Genomic DNA, 17,709 nt, shown 5'->3' with positions numbered 1-17,709 from the left:
CGCCGGCAGTTTTTGGAGAGATTTTTAAAAAAATATTCATAAAAAATTAAATAAATTGACACATATTTCATGACTATTTTATAATAAGATTCAAAATAGCAAGTATGTTAGCAAGTTGTGAGTATATTTCACTCCTTTTTGTCAGGTTTTCTTACGTATGAGAAAGGAGGGGCCGGGGGCAGCACCGAATAACAAAGTTATGGCTGGCTGTAGGTCAATAACTTTTACTTTACATAATGGGGAGGAAGAACGACATGAAATTATCTACTAACTTGAAGAAGAAAATTGGCCTTACTTTAATGTCGGCTGCCTTATTGATTCCTGTCACAATGAGTTCCGTCTGGGCCTCCGAGGTTCCGGGTAAGATTGTATCTACCAGCCCGCAAATCGCCGCCGTTAATACCGCTCTGCCAAACATCACAATCCTTGCAACCGGTGGGACCATTGCAGGCTCCTCTGCCTCCACTACGGATGTAACCGGCTATACGGCGGGGGCGCTCGGCATCAATACTTTGATCAATGCCGTTCCCGAAATGAAGCAGATTGCCGATGTGAGCGGCGAGCAGATTGCCAATGTCGGCAGCCCCGATATAGACAACGAGGTTCTTCTTAAACTGGCCAAACGTATTAACACGCTGCTCGCCACAAAAGATGTAGATGGCATTGTCGTAACGCACGGAACGGATACGCTGGAGGAAACCGCCTATTTCCTGAACCTCGTCGTCAAGAGCGACAAGCCGGTTGTTGTGGTTGGTGCGATGCGTCCTGCCACGGCGATCAGCGCAGACGGCCCGTTCAACCTGTATAATGCAGTGAAAATCGCAAGCAGCAAGGAATCCCGCGGCAAGGGCGTCATGATTGAACTGAACGACCGCATCGGCGCAGCCCGCTATATCACCAAAACAAATACGACGGGAACGGATACGTTCAAATCAGTGGAACAAGGCTATCTGGGCGTAGTCTCCGGCGACAAGGTTCAATTCTATAACGAAGTCACGCGTAAACATACGGTAAACACCGTATTCGACGTTTCCAATTTGACCGAGCTGCCTCAGGTCGATATTCTGTACGAATACCAGAATAACGGCAGCTATTTGTACGACGCCGCGATCAACGCGGGCGCCAAGGGAATCGTCGTAGCCGGCAGCGGCAACGGCTCGCTGTCCACGGCCTCGGAAAAGGGTGCGGCGAAGGCAGTGAGCAAGGGCGTTGTGGTTGTCCGTTCTACACGTACGGGCAGCGGCGTCGTTACTCATTCCGCCAATGACGATAAGTCAGGCTTTGTCTCCTCGGATTCCTTGAATCCGCAGAAGGCCCGCATTCTACTAATGCTGGCTCTGACGAAATCCAAGAATCCGGCAGTGATCCAATCCTTCTTTGACGAATACTAATTTGAGTCTCTAAGCAGACGGGGCTATTCCAGCAATCATCGACAAGATGACGATGGGATGGCCCCGGTTATTTTTGTGGAAATCAATCTCTCTATTGGGTCCTGTCTATTACTCATCCGCGCCTCATATTACGAATAGCGGCAATGATCAACAGTATAATGGGGATTACGATATAGAGCGGGAAAAAGATATAAGGAATGGATATGCTCCAGCCAAGATTTATATGCTGTTTATAAGTAGACGCAATGATAAGGGACAACGCCAGAATAATCATGCCCCATGGAATAAGGATGGAGTGATAGGATTCCAATTTGAACAGCTGCGCAGTTCCAAGTACGGTACCATACATAAAAGCCCCTAGTTTAAAAAATCCCCCCAGCACCATCATCAGAATCGCAAGCGCATCCAGATTCATAATAAAATCCCCCAGACTAACCATGCCTATAGCGGTATACAGAGGAAATTCCGTTTCTTCAAGAACCGTAGGACCAAATACGGAAATGAGTCCCAGCATATTTAACGATAGTATGATGCCAGATGCAAGAACCGCAATCATCCCCGCTTTTTTGATGCTGCTGCGGTCATTCGAATTGATGGTAAACATCATGAACAGCAGCGTTTGGCCGAACGGAAATACGATAAGGAAGGGAAATACCGCGCTCAATATCGGTCTTAACCCTTTCGAGAACACGGGTTCTACATATTCAAAATGATGGATTTGGGAAGCGAAGATAAGAATCCACCCCAGGACAAGGGAAAGAAAGGCAACCGGAAACAATATTTCTCCTAATCGTCCGAGTGCTTCCAGTCCGCCGCGCAAACAGTAGACGATACTGAGGATGAACCCTGCCATAACCACTAGGATCGGCGTATCCGTTAAGATCGTCTGCACGATGAGTTCCCCAAAGTCTCGTAATACCCGTGAAGACTCATAGGCAAAATTCAGTATATAAATAAGTGACAGCGGATATCCGATCCATTTTCCAACAATCTCGGGGATCATCTGGACAAGCGTTCGGTTTGGATAATATTCGCTTAACTTGGTGTAGACCCACATTAACCCAAGTCCGCCGAGCATCGCAGCCAAGATCGCCAGCCATTCATCCTGCTTGGCCTGCATACGTAACCCGAAGAGCACCGTAGTCCCGATTTCAAACAAAATGATGATGGAAATGAGCTGCCACCTGCTAATCTTCTCCTGTGCCATGTAATGTCCCTCCTCGCGGAAAATAATAAACCCAGTATTTGCAGTTGAGGTAAAAATAAACATTTCATGAAGCGGTTATTTAAACCGCTATTAGGAAAATATTCTAAGTATGCTTTGGATATTGGAGGGACAATCATGCTTGACCGTGGAAAGATTAGTGCTGGGCAGGCTGGGGCTTTGATGTTTACGTTCTTAATGGGAAGCGCGGCTGTAATCGTTCCGTCGAGCGCCACTTCCTTTGCTAAACAGGACGGTTGGCTCGTGATAATTATTGCCGCCTTGATTGGAATAGCGGTTGTTCTACTGTTTACCAGTTTGGGGCTTTTATTTCCGAAACAGAGTATCATCCAGTACAGCGAAATCATTTTAGGAAAATGGTTTGGGAAAATAGTCGGTCTTCTGTACGTGCTGTACCCGTTTTATTTGGGGTCGCTTGTGACCGGGCTTTTTCGCGATTATGTGACGACAACCGCACTGCCGCGTACACCGCCAATTGTCGTAAGCGGACCGCTACTCTTCGTAATCGCTTATGCGGTTTGGGGAGGGATTGAAACGCTTGGGCGGGTCAATCAATTGATTTTGCCTTTTCGTGAACTAATCGTCATGCTCACTATCTTTTTGCTTGTAACGGAATTCAAATGGGACAATCTGACTCCGTTTATGGGACAAGGAATCGTTCCTGTTATGAAAGGCTCGATCTCGGCGGCTTCGCTTCCATTTGGCGAGACCATTCTGTTTGCGATGCTGCTGCCCAATATCAGCAATATTCAGAAAGTGAAGAGGTACTATATCTTAGCTACTATATTTGGCGGCATGCTCCTTACGATAGCCGTGCTGATCTCTATTCTCGTGTTAGGTCCGGCGATCGCTGCAAGACTGAATTATCCGACTCACGAAATTATCAAGTACATCGAAAAGATGGGCTTCTTGACGGACATGGATATTCTCGGCATGCTGCTATGGATAACGTCAGGCTTTATGAAGATAGCCGTCTGCTATTACTGCACCGTAGTCGGGTTAGCTCAGTGGTGCAGGCTTTCGGATTACCGCTCCATCGTCATTCCTGTGGGTATTCTGCTCTTTATTTTCTCCATCGTGGCTTATGGAACAATCATGGAGGATGCTGTATTCGCATCTACCATCTGGCCGTTCTTCTCCTTTCCTTTCGTAATCCTATTTCCTCTGCTGATGCTGATTATTGCCAAGATCAGGCGGCTGGATGGCAGGGAGCAGAAGGGATAAGCGAAATGGATGATGTAAAATCAGGATTTTGGAGAGCATATGGGTAGAGGCTTTCGTAGAAAGGGTGAAATAGAAATGGGGCAAGGGACACCGCCAAATAACGAGATGATAAGCGGGAAAATAACACAGGACATACAATTGCTTAAAGCGATATTTGACCGGTCAACCGATATCGTATTCCGGGAATTTCAGTTAGGCGATGTTCAAACTGCAATGCTTATTTTCCTGGACGGAATGGTCAACACCATCATTGTAGATTCGGATATCATGCGGCCTCTGCTCGAGTATGGTGAAACCATGCTTGAGAAGTCCAGGCTTTCGCCGGCCGGAGTTGAGAGCCTGCTCCAGAATCAGGTCATTACCGCAGCGCAAGTCCACTCCGGCGAGCGAATTCAGGAGGTCGTTGACCATGTTCTGAGCGGAGATACGGTGCTGCTCATTGATGGTGTGAAAAAGGCCCTGTTCATCAGCGCGAAGGGCTGGGGGAAACGGGCGGTTGAGGAACCGGCTACAGAAGCCGTCATTCGCGGTCCAAGGGAAGGATTTACGGAACATCTGCTGACCAACATAACCCTCATTCGCCGCAGGTTGAGAACTCCAAAGTTGAAGATAGAAGGATTGCAGTTGGGACAATTATCGAAGACCGATGTCGCGATTGCGTACCTGGAAGGGATCGCGGACGATGCGATCGTCGAGGAAGTCAGGAAACGAGTGAACCGGATCGATATCGATGCCATTTTGGAGAGCGGCTATGTGGAGGAGTTGATTGAGGACAACTCGTTCTCTATCTTTCCCCAGGTTAATTACACGGAGCGGCCCGATAAGATCGTGGCCAATCTGCTGGAAGGCAAGGTCGCCATACTCATTGATAATACCCCCTTTGCGCTGATCGTCCCGGTCACTTTCTTTGAAATGATGCAGGCCAGCGAAGATTATTACCAAAGATATGTAATCTCGACGTTAATCCGGCTGCTCCGCTATCTATTTCTGATCATTGCACTGCTATTGCCCTCTCTCTACATCGCTCTGCTGACTTTCCATCAGGAGATGCTGCCAACGTCCCTGCTGCTCAGCGCTGCCGCTTCCCGGGAGGCGGTTCCGTTTCCGGCTCTTGTCGAAGCGCTGCTGATGGAAATCTCATTCGAGGCACTTCGGGAAGCAGGGGTGCGCCTACCGCGTCCGGTTGGACAAGCGGTCAGCATCGTCGGGGCGCTCGTTATTGGCGAGGCTTCCGTAAGCGCCGGAATCGTGTCCGCGCCAATGGTCATTATCGTATCCATCACAGGTATTGCTTCCTTCATCATTCCGAGCTACTCCCAGGCTATTACCATCCGGCTGCTTCGGTTTCCAATGATGTTTCTGGCCGGGACGCTCGGGCTGTATGGTGTGCTGCTCGGAGTTCTGTTCATTCTGATCCATATGGCGCGCTTGCGTTCGTTCGGGGTTCCATATTTATCACCACTGGCTCCTCTGCATATAAGTGATCTGAAAGATGCTCTTGTGCGCGTGCCTTGGTGGGGTATGATTAAACGTTCGACTGAGTCCAGCAAGAACAATATCCGGCGCATGAAAGGAACACTACGGCCGCGTCCCCCCAAGCGCGGCGGTTAGCCCTGTTTATGGAAGGAGGGTGATGATGAGAAAATTAGGGATTCTGCTGTTAATCATCGCGATGCTGCCGGTAATCGGCTGCTGGAGCCGGGTTGAATTAAATGATCTGTCGATTGTGACTGCGGCCGCTATTGACAAGAGGGACGACGGGAAGTATCTGTTAACGCTGCAGATTGCCGTTCCAACGATGCTTGGACCGGCTGGAGGTTCCGGAAGAAGCGGGGGGAGCGGAACTGGCGGCGGTGGTAATAAACCAACTGTGATCGTATCGGAGGAGGGAGAGACGATAATGGACGCTATGCGCAGGCTGCAGAAAAAGCTTCCCCGCAGATTGTTTCTCTCCCACAGCCGGATTATTGTGATCGGGGAGAAGCAGGCCCGGGATGGAATTGCACCCGTTCTAGATTTTTTTGTACGTTACCGGGAATCACGGCTGCGCAGTTTTATTCTAGTTAGTGAAGGAGAAGCAGCGAAAATTTTGAGTCTCAATGCCAAATGGGAAAAGATTTCCGCCGAGGAGATCAGGGAGGAGGAGAAGCGTCATATCGGACTCCAGATCTACTTAAAAGACTATATTCATATGCTGCTTACAGACGGGGTCGAGCCGGTTACGGCCCAGGTGATGCTGCAACGCGCGGAGGTTGACGGCGGAGAGAACTCTTCCGAACAAGAGATGAACGCCGCTATTTCCGGGTCAGCTGTGTTCCGCAAAGATAAACTGGTCGGTTGGCTGGATGATGCGGAGACACGCGGGGTGCTGTGGCTGCGCAATGAATTGAAGACCAGTATTGTGACGGTGGATATTCCAGAGGACAAAGGGGGAGGGAAGATCAGCGCGATGTTATTTAATGCAACTACGAAAATTAAACCGGTTCTCAGGAATAACAAGCTCAAAATCAATGTGGAAACCCGTATGGAAAATATTCTGTTTGAGAATAGCTCCAAGCTGGATATTGGCAATCCGAAGGTCATTCAATATGTCGAACAAGAAATGGAACAAGCGATTAAAGACAGAATAGAATCAACGCTCTACAAGGCACAAAAAACGTTCAATTCGGATATATTCGGGTTAGGCACCGCGGTATATCGGGCCTACCCGAAAGCGTGGAACCGGGAGTATAAAGACAGATGGGATGATGAATTCTCCAGGGTGGAAGTGGACATTCATACTCATGCAAAAGTCGTCCGCACAGGTCTGACGAACAAATCGATGATCATGGTGGAAGAGGAGGAGAATAAATAAGGATGAAGATCATGGCGATTATACTCCTGTTTATCCTGCTGGCCGGCGTGGACTTTCCCTTATTGATTAAAAAGAGACAGAAAAAAGATGTGGTCGTTTATTCCGTGCTTATCCTAACGGGCTTAACGTTAAGCATTTTAGTTTCATTTGATGTCCATCTGCCCAATCCAAGTAAAGCCGTGGAATCGGTTCTGGAACCACTCGGTTCTTTATTGAAGACGGAGTGACTAGAGTGTGGGCGGCTTATGAATCCCGGCTGAAATGGTCTTGACAACAAGAACCTTCAACCCCTGTTAAAAATAAGGGATTGAAGGTTCTTTAGGTTGATGCGCCCGAAAGCGATTCGTTTTACACTCGAACTTCTTTAACTTCTTCCTGGATGCTGACCTTCTTCTTCTGAATGCTTTGCTTGGCGTAATAGCAGATATAGCATAAGGCAACGAACGGTATGGTATAGAATAATGCCGCTCTTTGTGCCGGATCAAAACCAATCAATACACAAGACAGGAAGCATAGAATGAATGCGGCAATAGGGACGACCGGATACAGCGGCGTCTTGAATTTTAAATCGTTCACATCATGCCCCTCTTTCAGGTAAGCCCGGCGGAACATAAATTGGGAAGCGGCGATGCCCATCCACACAATAACCACGGCCAGACCCGAAATGGAGACCAGGATAATATAAACTTTTTGAGCGGGCATAACACTGGAAATCAGAGACAGAACGCCGCCTAAGGTGGTAAGAATCAGAGCGGGCATAGGAACACCCTTTTTATTTACTTTGCCAAAGACGCCCGAAATCATTTTTTCATTGGATAAGGACCAGAGCATACGTGTTGCGGCATATAAACCGGAATTTGCGCAGGAGAGAATAGCCGTTAAAACAACAAAATTCATAATCGTTCCGGCATAAGGGATTCCTATGCTGTTAAAAACCAGAACGAAGGGACTTTGATCGACTCCGGCTTCCTTCCAGGGAATTAAGGCCGAGATCACCGTAATACTGCCAATGAAAAAGATAATAAGCCGTATGAGGGTGGTATGGATGGTTTTGGGGATGACTTTTTCCGGATTCGCCGTTTCGCCGGAAGCGACCCCGATCAGTTCTGTACCTGAAAAGGCGAAGTTAACTGCCAGCATCGTCAAGAATACTGCGCCGAATCCATTCGGGAAGAGCCCATCTTTGACAAAATGGTTAAACAAGGGAGCTTCGCTGGTTCCGGACATTGGAATGATCCCGAATACGGCCAATCCCCCGATAACGATAAACAAGAGAATCGCGATGACTTTGATGCTGGAGAACCAAAATTCCGTTTCTGCAAAAAACCGGACGGAAAAGGCATTAAGAGCAAACAGCAATACAACGAAGAATGCGCTCCATTCCCATACCGAGATGGACGGGAACCAGCCTTCCATGATTAATCCGGCTGCCGTAAATTCGGAACCGAGTGCCACGGTCCACGTCAGCCAATACAGCCATGCCATCGTAAACCCCGTACCGGGACCAATAAACTTGGTAGCGTAGGTATGAAAGGAGCCGGTCACCGGCATCTTCACCACCAGTTCACCCAGGCAGAGCATAACCAGGTACACGATGACCGAACCGATCAGGTAAGCGAGAAGCGTCCCTACCGGTCCGGCTTGATTAATAGTATAGCCTGAGCTTAGAAACAGCCCCGTTCCAATCACACCGCCAAGTGAAATCATAAACAAATGCCTGCTTTTCATGGTCCGTTTCAATTGGTTTTCCGTTATATCCTTCGCCTCTAACATTCAATTGCCTCCTTTTTTAGTTGCACTAATAAAATACAATACATTTAATATTGTATATTGTATTTTTTAAAAATATAGCACCTCTCTTATAATTGCACAACAAGTTTGTCAGAAAATCTAACAAAAATCTTTTATGCTTCGATGAAAAATGCTGTAAAACCAAACGTTTTACTGAATTTTGCGAGTGAAACGTTATCTTTTATAACATATAAATTCATTCCGTATCTTTTTGAAAAGAGGTTTACAAATTGTTTGTTATGGTGGTAGGATTTAAAAAATACAATATACAATATACAATTCGAATGAAAAGATACTCGGAGGCGACTTATATGAACCAGAACTTTAATACGATGTTGACCCGATTAGGAAATCACAACCCTTTGTCATTATCCGTCCCTGAGACGATTCCGCTTACCTTAAGTTCGGTATTCGCTTTTGATGACGTGGATAGCTTAAATCGAGTTTACGACGGCGAAGCGGAGGGCTTTATTTATTCCCGGATGACGAATCCTGTTCATGAAGCGCTAAAAGAGGTTATGCGCACCATTGATGGCGGAGAAGACGCGCTCGTGTTTTCTTCGGGAATGGCTGCCATTACTTCAACTCTAATCACCCATCTTAAAGCCGGCGACCATGTCCTGGCATCCCAGGCTTTGTATGGTGAGACCTATGAGTTTCTCAAATATCAACTGAGTAAATTTAATATTGATGTGACCTTTGCCCATTTCGATGATGAGGATATCGATCAGTATTTCACTCCAAGGACCCGGCTTGTATACACAGAAACCATCTCTAATCCATTAATGGCCGTGAATGATCTTCAAAAACTGGCGGAAGCCGCTCATGCGCACGGGGCCAAACTGGTGGTGGATAATACGTTCGCCACGCCTGTCGTTTGCCAGCCGCTAAAGCTTGGAGCAGACGTTGTTGTCTACAGCGCAACCAAGTATTTATGCGGACATGGAGATGTGACGGGGGGCATCGTCGTGTCCGATCAAGAGACCATTCGGGCCATAGACAAGGTGGGGACGCTTTACGGCGGCTGTATGAGTCCGTTCGATGCCTGGATTCTTATTCGGAGCTTAAAAACATTGGAGCTGCGAATGAAGGAGCATTCCGGAAACGCTTTGAAATTAGCCGCTTTCTTTAACAGCCACCCCAAAATTAACAAGGTGTTTTATCCGGGGCTGGAATCATCACCCTTTTTCGACCGGGCGGGTTCTTTGTTTAACAACCAGTTATTTGGCGGCATGCTGACCATTGATTTGAAGGGAGAGACCGACAGCTATCGCACCTTCATTGACAACCTGGAGGGGATCAAATTTGTGCCTAGTTTGGCGGGTGTCAAAACCTCCGTCTGTTCACCGGCTATAACCTCGCATCGCAACTTGAATGATCAAGAGCTGGAAGAAGCGGGCATCGGGAAAAGCTTCATCCGGATTTCGACCGGCCTTGAACATATTGAAGATCTGATTGCTGAATTTGACAACGTCTTAAACCTTATCTAAGAGGGGAAATTCAAATATGAAAAAATACTGGGTTATTTTATTTCTCGTCATCGCGAATTTATTTTGGGGCGGGCATTATGTATTCGGCAAGTATGTGGTTGCAGAAATGGACCCTTTGCAAATTACATTTACCCGATGGATCATCGCCGTTGTCCTTTTGTTTCCGATTGCCCAGCTTATTGAGCGTCCGGATTGGAGAAAGGTGTGGAAGCAGTGGAGGTATCTTTTGCTCATGGCCGCGTTTGGTATTATAGGGTATAACTTTTTCCTGTATACGGCTCTGAAGTACACCTCTTCTTTGGAAGCCGCGATGATTAATTCTCTAAACCCGGCATTAATTGTATTGTTTTCGGTGATTTTTTTGAAGGAAAAGCTGAATTTGGTAAACGTTGCGGGACTGTTTATCTCGCTGCTTGGCGTCCTGCTCATTTTAACGAAAGGAAACTTACAGCAAATCTTTAACATTGACTATAATCAAGGGGACCTGATTATGCTGTTTGTTATCCTGAATTGGACCCTGTATTCCATTTTGGGACGAAAAATGAAAGGGATTCCGCCCATTTCGGCAACGGCGGCGTCGGTATTGCTTGGCATCTTGTTATTGATTCCGTTTATGCTGTTCTATGGGATTCACCTTCCGCACAGCAAGCCTGCCGTAATCGGGATACTCTATATCGGTATTTTGCCGTCCGTGGGCTCCTTTGTGTTCTGGAATATAGCCATCAGCAAAATGGGAGCCAGCCGCGCAGGGATCTATTTAAATCTAATTACTGTGTTTACGGCTATTATCAGCGCATTTCTGGGTCAATCCATTCCATTCATTCAGGTGGTTGGAGGGCTGCTCGTTTTTCTGGGCGTCTATCTATCCAATAAAAGAAGGGAAAGCAGAGAACTCAAGGTCAAAGCGGAGGCTTTGGGGTAACGGGCTGGAACCGAAGACAACGATGGCATTTCCAGCGTATATATTATATATTGTATAATGAATATATGAGGATATGTTAGGAGGGGCTAACGATTACAAAAAGATATCAGTCCTTGAAAGATCATGTCTATGATCATATCGCAACCGAAATTCAAAACGGGACCCTGCTTCCGAATCATAAAATAAATGAAGTCGCATTGAGCAAGAAACTGGAAGTCAGCCGCACCCCCGTCAGAGAAGCTTTGATCCAGCTTGCTTCAGATAATCTTCTTGAATATCTGCCCAGAAGGGGATTCATTGTTAAAGATTTGGATACTAAAAAGAAGCTGGATGTATTCAAAATTGTAAGTGTACTGGATGCATTAGCGGCTACGCTCGCTTTAGAGCAAATTACGGAAGATGACATAGAGAAAATGGAAGACTTTGTGAAGATTATTGACTTGTCTATAGCTGAAAAAAACTATTCCGACTATCAAAAATATCAAAAAAAGTTCCATAATGTGTATATTAGTAAAAGTAATAATTCTACGTTGACCGAAATGTTAGAGATGCTGCAAAACAGCTTCGTGAGACAGGTCTATTTAAGCGATGACGCGGATCGTCTGTTTGCCGTATCGGCGCAGCTGAATGAAGAACATAAAGAAATGATCAAGTGCTTTAAGAATAAAGATAAGCAGAAGCTGGAGATGCTCATTAAAAAGCATTGGGAAATTGAACATAAAGACATGATATAGAGGTGCCGTCAATGAGAAAAATAGTTGTGTTCAACAATGTCTCAATCGATGGTTATTATGCGGGTCTGAACGGAGAGATCGACTGGTTCATCCACGATCCCGAGGTTAACCAGGCCGCGCATGAGATGATGAATCCCGATACGGTACTGTTCGGCAGGGCAACCTATCAGATGTTCGAAAGCTACTGGCCTCATGTAGCAAACAATCCGAATGCCCCCGAAGGAGCCCGGATGATGGCCAATGAATTAAACCAGATGACAAAGGTGGTATTCTCCACAACTTTGCAGGAAGTGAATTGGGAGAATTCCAAGCTGCATAGCGGCAATCTTGCAGAGGAAGTTAGAAGGTTAAAAGTTGGCGAAGGCGCCGATATTACTATATTTGGCAGCGGAACAATAGTGCAGCAGCTGGAAAAAGAAGCACTGATCGATGAGTATCTGCTTGTGCTGACCCCGGTTGTCATTGGAACGGGCAGACCACTGTTTAAAGATGTCAATAAAATGAAGCTGGAGCTGCTGGAAACCAGAAGCTTCAAGTCAGGAGTCGTACTGCTTCACTATGGAATGGGCGGGACTCATCAAAATCTGTAGACGAAACCGACTGCTTATTGGGTTGTCCGAAGAAATGATAGTTAGTGAAAATTCCTCCTTTACATCCTTAGCCGCTATTGATTATATTAATATTTAAAATATTAATATCAAAGGATTACTGGAGGAATGCAAAGGTGAGAAGAGCCACAGCAATGTTAATCGTATTTTGTATGGTAGTAATCAGCAGCTTCACCTATCATCCGTCGGCTGCCGCCGCGAAGAGTGCGGAAAAGGCCCCAATCGCGGTACAGGGAGCGCTTGATGTCGAAATCGAATCGCTGCTCAAAGCAATGGGCCAATACAAAACGCAAAAAGTCGGCATGTACAGCTACTACATAGGCAAAATTGACGGAATCCCGGTCATTGTAAGCCGGACGGAGATGGGGATGGTCAACGCGGCCACATCGACAACGCTGCTTATTAACACCTTCCATCCGCGCGCGATCATTAACCAGGGCACAGCCGGAGGCCATGATGAGAAGACGCATCTGTATGATATTGTCGTCGGCAAAGAGCTGATCAACTATATCAACACGATCTCCCCGACCCGAAAAGCGGGAGAAGGCAGCAAGCCGGAAACGTGGAATATGATGACGACCGATGTGCGGGATGACCAAGACAACCTGATGAAATACAAAACGTTCAAAAGCACGCCGGAACTGGTCGAAGCCGCAATGTCGGTACAGAACAAGTACATGCATGGGCATGTTTATGCAGGGACGATCGGCAGCGCCGACCAATTCAATAATGAAGTGGATCGGATTCTGTGGACCAATGAAGTACTTGGCATGATGGCGGAGGATATGGAGACGGCTTCCGTTGCTCAAGTAGCGAACGGCTTTCACGTTCCTTTCGTAGGCATCAGAGGGATGTCCGATGCAGGCAGACATGATGAGCACTGGAATCCTACAAGCGGCAGAAACGCCGGCATCTGGACAGGTGAGTTTGTGGTTGAGGTTATTAAGGCGATCGATAAGCAAGTTAATTTCGCCACGATTACCCAAGTGAATGGCTTCAATCTCTATGTGAACGGCGTTAAACAGGATGTTTACATGCTGGCATACAAAGGGAAAGCCCTGATTCCAATCCGCAGCCTGGCGGGCGTGCTCTCCGGAACGAAGGCGTCCAGTGCAACCTTTAATCCGAAGACAAAGTCCATTACGTTCAAATATGATATGAAAACAGCGACTTTCAAAGCGGGTAACAGCTTCTTCTTCGATTCGCAAGGAATGAAGCAGCAGGTGGAGTCCCCAGCGGTGGTCGTTAACGGCAAAACCTACGTGAGTCTGGATCTCGTCTCGAAGGCATTTGGACTAGAGACGAAAACCGAAGGCGTGGATTTATCGATCACGGCGCAATAGAATGTCATGAAGTGGCGCTCATAGCGGGCGATCTGAAAAACAAAGCGTGAGATTATGACAAAAGCAGGCCATCCTTACCCTGGGATGACCTGCTTTTTCTAGTTTAGCTTCACCATTCGTTTGGCATTGACGGCAAAGGCGGGCAATCGCTCATGGCAAGATTCGTGTGAGTTAATACTACATAATGCGACAAGTTAGTTGCGTATTTTGGATGATATTATCGAATTTTAGGATTTTAAACAAATTTCGGGCTGGTAGAATGAACATATATTCCAATTGAGGGGGCAAGAAAAATGATGAAGTGGTTGAAGTTGTCAGTAATTCTGACGTTATTGGCCGGGGTATTGGCAGCTTGCGGAAATTCCGGTTCGGAAGGAAATGAAGCAAGCGGTTCAAATAAGCTTGTAGTGTATACGCCGAACAGCGAAAGCATGATTAACGCGCTGGTTCCGCTGTTCGAGAAGCAGACGGGCATTACGGTGGAGCTTGTATCCGCAGGCAGCGGTGAGCTGATTAAGCGAATCCAGTCGGAGAAAGATAATCCTTATGCCGATGTCATGTTCGGCGGCGCGTTTGATCTGTTCAATGCGAATGCCGAACTGTTCGAGAAGTACGTGTCACCCAACGACCAGTACTTGCTCGAAGGTCACCGGAACACGACAGGCATCATGACCTCTTATGTCTCCGATGGCAGTGTCATGCTTGTAAATACCAACCTGGCCGGAGATATTCAAATCAACAGCTACGAAGACCTGCTCAACCCGGCATTGAAAGGCAAAATCGCGATGGCGGACGCGGCCAACTCCAGTTCGGCCTTCCACCAGTTGACCAATATGCTGAAGGCAAAAGGCAATGACTACACCTCGGGTGCCGGATGGAATTATGTCGGTGAACTGATCAAGAACCTGGACGGCAAAATCGCCGGCAGCTCCAGCAAAGCGCATAAGAGCGTAGCCGACGGCGAGTATATCGTGGCACTGACGTATGAAGATCCGGCCGCAAGCTATGTAAGAGACGGGGCTCCGGTTCGCGTCGTGTACCCTTCGGAAGGTACGGTATTCCTGGATGGGGTAGCCGGGATTGTCAAAGGCGCGAAGCATGAAGAGAACGCCAAGAAATTTATCGACTTCCTGATTTCCAAGGAAGCGCAGGACGCCCTTGGTACGGAGACGACGAATCGGCCGCTTAGAGCGGATGCACAGCTTGGAAGCTATATGACGCCAATGGACCAGATTAAAGTGATTGAAGAAGACATTACTTATGTGAGTGACCATAAGAAAGAAATTATTGAAAAATACACGGAGCTGTTCACCAGCCTGTCCAAGTAATAACAGCAAAGCGGGTGTTTACATGAGCGTTACGATCTCATTTCGTGACATAGTCAAGAAATACGGAAATACGACGGTGATTCCGGAGCTGTCTCTTGAGATTCAGAAGGGTGAGTTCTTCACCCTTTTGGGCCCTTCGGGGTGCGGGAAGACGACCTTGCTGCGGATGATCGCGGGGTTCAACAGCATTGAAGGGGGCAAGCTTTCATTTAATGACCGGGTAATAAACCAGGTTGCTCCGGGCAAGCGGAACATCGGGATGGTCTTTCAGAATTATGCGATCTTCCCCCATCTGAATGTCTCGCAAAATGTAGAGTTTGGACTAACGAACCGAAAGATCGACAAGGCGGAAAGAATCCGGAGAGTCCAGGAGATGCTGAAGGTTGTACAAATTGAGCCTTATCAGGACCGGATGCCGAAGAACTTGTCCGGAGGACAGCAGCAGCGTGTCGCGCTGGCCAGAGCGATCGTGATCCGCCCGGACGTTCTGCTGATGGACGAGCCGCTGTCCAACCTGGATGCCCAGCTGCGGGTCGATATGCGGAATGCGATCAAGGAGATTCAGCGGGAGGTCGGCATTACAACCGTATATGTGACGCATGATCAGGAGGAGGCAATGGCGGTCTCCGACCGGATTGCGGTCATGAAATCCGGCGTCATTCAGCATGTGGGAACCCCACGCGAAATCTATCAGCGTCCGGCTAACCTGTTCGTGGCGACCTTTATCGGACGCACGAATATTATGGACGCGGTGATGTCCGCCGGTGAAGACGGAGAGGCTGTACTGCGTATCGGGGACGGCTACTCGGAGCGGATACCAGGGCTGAAAGCGGACAAGTCTCTCGGTTCCGCTCAAAATGTTAAGCTGTCCGTGCGGCCGGAAGAGTTCGCTCTGTCGGGTGACGGCTATGGCCTCAGAGGAAAGGTTGTGAGCAGCATTTTTCTCGGTCTGAACACTCACCTGAAGGTGGAGCTGGAGAATGGGCAAGAAGTCGAAATTATTCAGTCGTCCGCCGGAAGCGGTGGGATGAACCAGGGAGAGACTGTATGGCTGAAGGTTGATCCGCAGACGATTAACGTGTACGACGCATCGGGAGAAGTCAACCTGACCAGGGGAACGCGCTTATGAACAATGCAATGAAGCGAAGAGATATATGGTCGTTTATTACCGCCATTATTTTTCTGGGTTATATCGTCTTTCTGGCCTTGCCTTTATTCATGATTTTGATTAAAAGCTTCTTTGACGGGACCACGGGCGAATTCTCGCTCGCTTATTTCCACAAATTTTTCAGCAAAGCCTATTATATGAATGCCGTGTGGAACAGCCTCAAGGTGACGATATGCGTAACGGTATTGTCGGTGATCGTTGCCGGTCCGCTCGCGTATATCATGTCCACCATAAAGATTAAAGGCAGCGCCGCAATCCAAATCTTGATCCTGATTTCTTCCATGTCCGCGCCTTTTATCGGAGCATACGCTTGGATTCTGCTGCTGGGCAGAAGCGGGGTCATCACCAAATTCGCCGAGCGGGTTCTTGGGCTGCAGATGCCCGATATTTACGGGTTTACCGGAATTCTGCTCGTCTTGACCCTGCAGCTGTCGCCGCTGATCTTCATGTATGTCTCGGGTGCGCTCAAGAATGTCGATCATTCGCTGATGGAAGCGGCGGAGAGCATGAACTGCACGGGTCTCCGAAAAATGTGGAAGGTGCTCGTGCCGCTCATTACGCCAACGCTGCTTGCGGGCGGCCTGCTCGTGTTCATGCGGGCCTTTGCCGACTTCGGCACTCCGATGTTGATCGGGGAGGGCTTCCGGACGGTCCCTGTCCTAATATTTAATGAATTCATCAGTGAAGTTGGCGGTGACGACGGATTCGCGGCTGCAATTAGCGTTGTCGTCGTGCTGTTCACAACCGCAGTCTTTCTGCTGCAAAAGTATATCGCGAACCGCAAGTCCTACAGCATGAGTGCACTGAATCCGATCGAGCCAAAACCGAAGAAAGGGCTGGCGAATATTGCCGCCCACGCTTATGTCTATCTGTTCACGATCTTGGCCATGATGCCGCAAGTCTATGTGGCGTATACTTCGTTTCTCAAGACATCGGGCAAAATCTTCGTGGACGGCTATTCGCTTGACAGCTACCGCGCAGCCTTTACCAAAGTCGGCGATTCGATCTATAATACCTTCTTCCTGGCGATTATTACGATCATAATCATTACGCTTACGGCTGTTCTGATCGCCTATGCTACAGTGAAACGAAAGGGCGCAGTCGCCAATCTGCTGGATACCTTCACGATGATGCCTTACATTGTACCCGGTTCGATCCTCGGCATTGCACTGCTGGTCACCTTCAACAAGCCGCCGATTCTCTTAAGCGGCACGGCTGCCATCCTGATCGCGGCATTCGTCATCCGGCGCCTGCCTTACACGATCCGTTCCAGCGCCGCCGTGCTGCATCAGGTCAACGACAGCATTGAAGAAGCCGCAATCAGTCTGGGTGCCTCCACCATGAAGACCTTCTTCCGGATTACGGTGCCGATGATGGTTTCGGGTGTGATCGCCGGAGCGATATTAAGCTGGATCAGCATTATTACGGAGCTGAGCACCTCTATTATTTTGTATACAGGAAAGACCAAGACGATGACCGTAGCCGTATATACGGAGGTTGTCCGGGGTAATTACGGTGTGGCTGCCGCGCTGTCAACGCTGCTTACCGTTATCACCGTCCTGTCGCTGCTGCTCTTCTTTAAGCTGACAGGCAAGAAGGATGTAACCATGTAAGTTCGTAAGTCCGGTTTC

The 17,709-nt window shown here is 47.9% G+C and carries 15 protein-coding genes; 13 read left to right on the top strand and 2 right to left on the bottom strand.

Annotated elements, in window-relative coordinates:
* Positions 1–254 precede the first annotated feature (254 nt).
* A complete protein-coding gene (locus tag PDUR_RS26030; RefSeq protein ID WP_042208799.1) occupies positions 255–1,391 on the top strand; it encodes a type II asparaginase in 1,137 nt (378 codons plus the stop codon).
* A gap of 112 nt (positions 1,392–1,503) precedes the next feature.
* Here PDUR_RS26030 and PDUR_RS26025 read toward each other — a convergent pair whose 3' ends face one another.
* A complete protein-coding gene (locus tag PDUR_RS26025; protein ID WP_042208798.1) occupies positions 1,504–2,598 on the bottom strand; it encodes a GerAB/ArcD/ProY family transporter in 1,095 nt (364 codons plus the stop codon).
* Positions 2,599–2,733: 135 nt separating this feature from the next.
* Between PDUR_RS26025 and PDUR_RS26020 the strand changes: the two genes are divergently transcribed.
* From PDUR_RS26020 to PDUR_RS26005, 4 genes are all read left to right on the top strand, one after another.
* Positions 2,734–3,840: a GerAB/ArcD/ProY family transporter gene (locus PDUR_RS26020; protein WP_042208797.1), complete on the top strand. Its 1,107-nt coding sequence runs from the start codon at positions 2,734–2,736 to the stop codon at positions 3,838–3,840.
* A gap of 75 nt (positions 3,841–3,915) precedes the next feature.
* The gene (locus tag PDUR_RS26015) at positions 3,916–5,451 is read left to right on the top strand and encodes a spore germination protein (RefSeq protein WP_042208796.1); all 1,536 of its coding nucleotides are present in this window, start codon (positions 3,916–3,918) and stop codon (positions 5,449–5,451) included.
* Positions 5,452–5,473: 22 nt separating this feature from the next.
* The gene (locus PDUR_RS26010; protein WP_081949699.1) at positions 5,474–6,694 is read left to right on the top strand and encodes a Ger(x)C family spore germination protein; all 1,221 of its coding nucleotides are present in this window, start codon (positions 5,474–5,476) and stop codon (positions 6,692–6,694) included.
* Positions 6,695–6,696: 2 nt separating this feature from the next.
* Positions 6,697–6,921, top strand: a complete 225-nt coding sequence (locus PDUR_RS26005) for a hypothetical protein (protein WP_042208792.1) — start codon at positions 6,697–6,699, stop codon at positions 6,919–6,921.
* Between the two features lie 121 nt (positions 6,922–7,042).
* On the opposite strand, the gene PDUR_RS26000 is transcribed toward PDUR_RS26005, so the two are convergent.
* Complete coding sequence (locus tag PDUR_RS26000; protein WP_042208791.1) at positions 7,043–8,467, bottom strand: amino acid permease; 1,425 nt, start codon at positions 8,465–8,467, stop codon at positions 7,043–7,045.
* 329 nt (positions 8,468–8,796) lie between these two features.
* On the opposite strand from PDUR_RS26000, the gene PDUR_RS25995 reads away from it, so the two are divergent.
* From PDUR_RS25995 to PDUR_RS25960, 8 genes are all read left to right on the top strand, one after another.
* Positions 8,797–9,975 carry a trans-sulfuration enzyme family protein gene (locus PDUR_RS25995; protein ID WP_042208790.1) on the top strand — a complete coding sequence of 393 codons (1,179 nt, stop codon included), beginning with the start codon at positions 8,797–8,799 and terminating at the stop codon, positions 9,973–9,975.
* 16 nt (positions 9,976–9,991) lie between these two features.
* On the top strand, positions 9,992–10,897 hold the full coding sequence (locus PDUR_RS25990; RefSeq protein ID WP_042208789.1) for a DMT family transporter: 906 nt from the start codon (positions 9,992–9,994) through the stop codon (positions 10,895–10,897).
* Between the two features lie 113 nt (positions 10,898–11,010).
* Positions 11,011–11,631, top strand: coding sequence for a GntR family transcriptional regulator (locus PDUR_RS25985; RefSeq protein ID WP_081949697.1), 621 nt, complete (start codon positions 11,011–11,013; stop codon positions 11,629–11,631).
* Between the two features lie 11 nt (positions 11,632–11,642).
* Positions 11,643–12,221: a dihydrofolate reductase family protein gene (locus PDUR_RS25980; protein ID WP_042208787.1), complete on the top strand. Its 579-nt coding sequence runs from the start codon at positions 11,643–11,645 to the stop codon at positions 12,219–12,221.
* 134 nt (positions 12,222–12,355) lie between these two features.
* On the top strand, positions 12,356–13,582 hold the full coding sequence (locus PDUR_RS25975; protein ID WP_156130639.1) for a phosphorylase family protein: 1,227 nt from the start codon (positions 12,356–12,358) through the stop codon (positions 13,580–13,582).
* 293 nt (positions 13,583–13,875) lie between these two features.
* Positions 13,876–14,910 (top strand): ABC transporter substrate-binding protein, encoded by a 1,035-nt coding sequence (locus tag PDUR_RS25970; protein WP_179945174.1) that lies wholly within the window; start codon positions 13,876–13,878, stop codon positions 14,908–14,910.
* A 22-nt stretch (positions 14,911–14,932) separates the two neighbouring features.
* Positions 14,933–16,039, top strand: a complete 1,107-nt coding sequence (locus PDUR_RS25965; RefSeq protein ID WP_042208786.1) for an ABC transporter ATP-binding protein — start codon at positions 14,933–14,935, stop codon at positions 16,037–16,039.
* Positions 16,036–17,691 (top strand): ABC transporter permease, encoded by a 1,656-nt coding sequence (locus tag PDUR_RS25960; RefSeq protein ID WP_042208785.1) that lies wholly within the window; start codon positions 16,036–16,038, stop codon positions 17,689–17,691. The genes PDUR_RS25965 and PDUR_RS25960 overlap by 4 nt, the downstream gene beginning before the upstream one ends.
* Positions 17,692–17,709 lie beyond the last annotated feature (18 nt).

Source organism: Paenibacillus durus (assembly GCF_000756615.1).
Classification (GTDB): Bacteria; Bacillota; Bacilli; order Paenibacillales; family Paenibacillaceae; genus Paenibacillus_AQ; species Paenibacillus_AQ durus.
The sequence above is the reverse complement of the archived record's forward strand: the minus strand, read 5'-3'. Positions and strand labels throughout refer to the sequence as shown.

Excerpts from the sequence above, each read along its gene's own strand:
- PDUR_RS25960 (WP_042208785.1), top strand. The coding sequence starts at position 16,036 with ATGAACAATGCAATGAAGCGAAGAGATATATGGTCGTTTATTACCGCC.
- PDUR_RS25995 (WP_042208790.1), top strand. The coding sequence starts at position 8,797 with ATGAACCAGAACTTTAATACGATGTTGACCCGATTAGGAAATCACAAC.
- PDUR_RS26025 (WP_042208798.1), bottom strand. The coding sequence starts at position 2,598 with ATGGCACAGGAGAAGATTAGCAGGTGGCAGCTCATTTCCATCATCATT.
- PDUR_RS26000 (WP_042208791.1), bottom strand. The coding sequence starts at position 8,467 with ATGTTAGAGGCGAAGGATATAACGGAAAACCAATTGAAACGGACCATG.
- PDUR_RS25980 (WP_042208787.1), top strand. The coding sequence starts at position 11,643 with ATGAGAAAAATAGTTGTGTTCAACAATGTCTCAATCGATGGTTATTAT.
- PDUR_RS26015 (WP_042208796.1), top strand. The coding sequence starts at position 3,916 with ATGGGGCAAGGGACACCGCCAAATAACGAGATGATAAGCGGGAAAATA.
- PDUR_RS26010 (WP_081949699.1), top strand. The coding sequence starts at position 5,474 with ATGATGAGAAAATTAGGGATTCTGCTGTTAATCATCGCGATGCTGCCG.
- PDUR_RS26005 (WP_042208792.1), top strand. The coding sequence starts at position 6,697 with ATGAAGATCATGGCGATTATACTCCTGTTTATCCTGCTGGCCGGCGTG.
- PDUR_RS26020 (WP_042208797.1), top strand. The coding sequence starts at position 2,734 with ATGCTTGACCGTGGAAAGATTAGTGCTGGGCAGGCTGGGGCTTTGATG.
- PDUR_RS25990 (WP_042208789.1), top strand. The coding sequence starts at position 9,992 with ATGAAAAAATACTGGGTTATTTTATTTCTCGTCATCGCGAATTTATTT.
- PDUR_RS26030 (WP_042208799.1), top strand. The coding sequence starts at position 255 with ATGAAATTATCTACTAACTTGAAGAAGAAAATTGGCCTTACTTTAATG.
- PDUR_RS25965 (WP_042208786.1), top strand. The coding sequence starts at position 14,933 with ATGAGCGTTACGATCTCATTTCGTGACATAGTCAAGAAATACGGAAAT.
- PDUR_RS25970 (WP_179945174.1), top strand. The coding sequence starts at position 13,876 with ATGATGAAGTGGTTGAAGTTGTCAGTAATTCTGACGTTATTGGCCGGG.